1 protein-coding gene and 1 pseudogene are annotated in these 2198 nt (G+C 66.6%); both read right to left on the bottom strand.

Annotation, left to right across the window (positions count from 1 at the left end; translation table 11 throughout):
• Nucleotides 1-1946, bottom strand: a 1946-nt coding sequence (locus IG88_RS0137595) for a type I polyketide synthase (protein WP_234332491.1), incomplete at its 3' end; no start/stop codon positions are given.
• Between the two features lie 42 nt (nt 1947-1988).
• Nucleotides 1989-2138 (bottom strand): annotated as a pseudogene (locus IG88_RS45040) (alcohol dehydrogenase catalytic domain-containing protein); the annotation flags it as partial.
• Nucleotides 2139-2198: the final 60 nt, after the last annotated feature.

Below are 2198 nucleotides of genomic sequence, written 5' to 3'. Positions count from 1 at the left end.
TCCCAGCCGCGGTCGGTGGGGTAGTCGCCCATGGCGTCGCGTTCGTCGGCGAGCAAGCGCCACAGTTCCTCGGGAGAGGTCACTCCGCCGGGGAAGCGGCAGCTCATACCGATGATCACGACCGGGTCGTCGTCGCCGGCAACGGCCGGAACAACGACAGGTACTGCACGCTCCTGACCACTGTCCCCGTCGATACCCAGACGGACAGCGACCTCGGCCGCGAGAGCCGCGGGAGTGGGATGGTCGAACACGGCAGTCACCGGCAGACGCAGCCCCGTCACCGAACCGATCCGGTTACGCAGCTCGACAGCCGTCAGCGAATCGAACCCCATGTCCCGGAAAGCCCGATCAGCCTCCACCGCACCGGCCGTGCCATACCCCAGCACCAGACCCGCCTGAGCACGCACCAACTCCGTCAGCTCACGACCACGCTCCGCCCCGTCCAGCGCGGCGAGCCGCTCGACCAACCCACCACCCCCCTCCACCGAAGCATTGGCAGCCACCCGCTTCACCGTCGACCGCACCAGAGCACGGAACAACGGCGCCACCGGCCACTGCTCACGCAACGCCGCCACATCGAGACGGACCGGGACCGTGTGCGGGCCCGCAAGACCCACCGCGGCATCAAACAGACCAAGACCCTCATCCGTGCCCAACGGCCGGACACCCACACGCCGCATACGATCCAGATCCGCAGTCCCCAACGCACCCGTCATCCCACTGCGATCCGCCCACAAACCCCACGCCAGCGAATGCCCCGGCAACCCCAGACAACGCCGCTCCCGCACCAGAGCGTCAAGGAACGAATTCGCCGCCGCATAACCACCCTGCCCCGGAGAACCGAACACCCCGGCAGCCGACGAGAACAACACGAACAAACCAAGATCACGGTCACGCGTCAGCTCATGCAGATTCCACGCACCGTCCACCTTCGGACGAAGAACCGTCTCCAGACGCTCAGACGACAACCCCGACACCACACCGTCATCCAACGCCCCAGCAGCATGCACCACACCACACAACCCCTCAATCCCCTCCACCAACGCACCAAGACCCGCACGGTCCGCGGCATCACACGCCACCACCCGCACCGACGCACCCAACGCGGTCAGACCGGCAACCAACTCCTCAACACCCGCAGCATCCCCACCCCGACGGCCCGCCAGCACCAGATCCCGCACCCCATGCTCAACGACCAGATGACGCGCCACCGCCGACCCGATCACCCCAGTACCACCCGTCACCAGCACAGTGCCGTCCAGAACAGACCGCCCATTGACCAGCACCACCTTGCCCACATGCCGGGCCTGACTCACATACCGGAAAGCCTGCGGCACCTGCCGCGTGTCCCACGCCGTCACCGGCAACGGCTCAAGCACCCCACGCGCAAACAGCCCAGCCAAATCCACGAGCATCTCACCAAGCCGCTCCACCCCCGCCTCACCCAGATCAAAAGCCTGATACACCACACCCGCATGAGCAGCCGCCACCTCCCCGGCATCACGGACATCAGCCTTGCCCATCTCCAGAAACCGGCCACCCCGCGGCAACAACCGCAACGAGGCATCCACGAACTCCCCCACCAGACTGTTGAGAACCACATCAACACCCCGGCCCCCACTCTCCTCCAGAAACCGGTCAGCGAACTCCACACTCCGCGAAGACGCCAACCGCTCCCCCACAACCCCCCCACCCCGCACCACCGGCCACTTCGACTCACTCGCCGTCGCATACACCTCAGCACCCAGATACCGGGCCAGCTGAACAGCAGCCATCCCCACACCACCCGCAGCCGCATGCACCAACACCGACTCGCCCTCACCCAACCCCGCCAGATCCACCAACCCGTAATACGCCGTCAAAAACGCCACAGGCACCGACGCCGCCTCAGCAAACGACCACCCCGCCGGCACCACCACCAACAACCGACTGTCAGCCACCGCCACCGGACCCGCATACGAACCCGACAACAAACCCATCACCCGATCACCCACCACAAACCCAGTAACCCCAGACCCCACCTCCGTCACCACCCCCGCACCCTCACTACCGAACAACGCCCCGGTGTGGGGTACTACACCCAACGCCACGAGCACGTCACGGAAGTTCACGCCGGTGGCACGCACCGCGACCCGCACCTGCCCCGCTCCGAGAGGCTCGGCGGCACGCGGGCAGTCCACCAGGCGCAGCCCGTCCAG

This window comes from Streptomyces sp. NRRL F-5650 (genome assembly GCF_000721365.1).
Classification (GTDB): domain Bacteria; phylum Actinomycetota; class Actinomycetes; order Streptomycetales; family Streptomycetaceae; genus Streptomyces; species Streptomyces ardesiacus.
The sequence above is the reverse complement of the archived record's forward strand: the minus strand, read 5'-3'. Positions and strand labels throughout refer to the sequence as shown.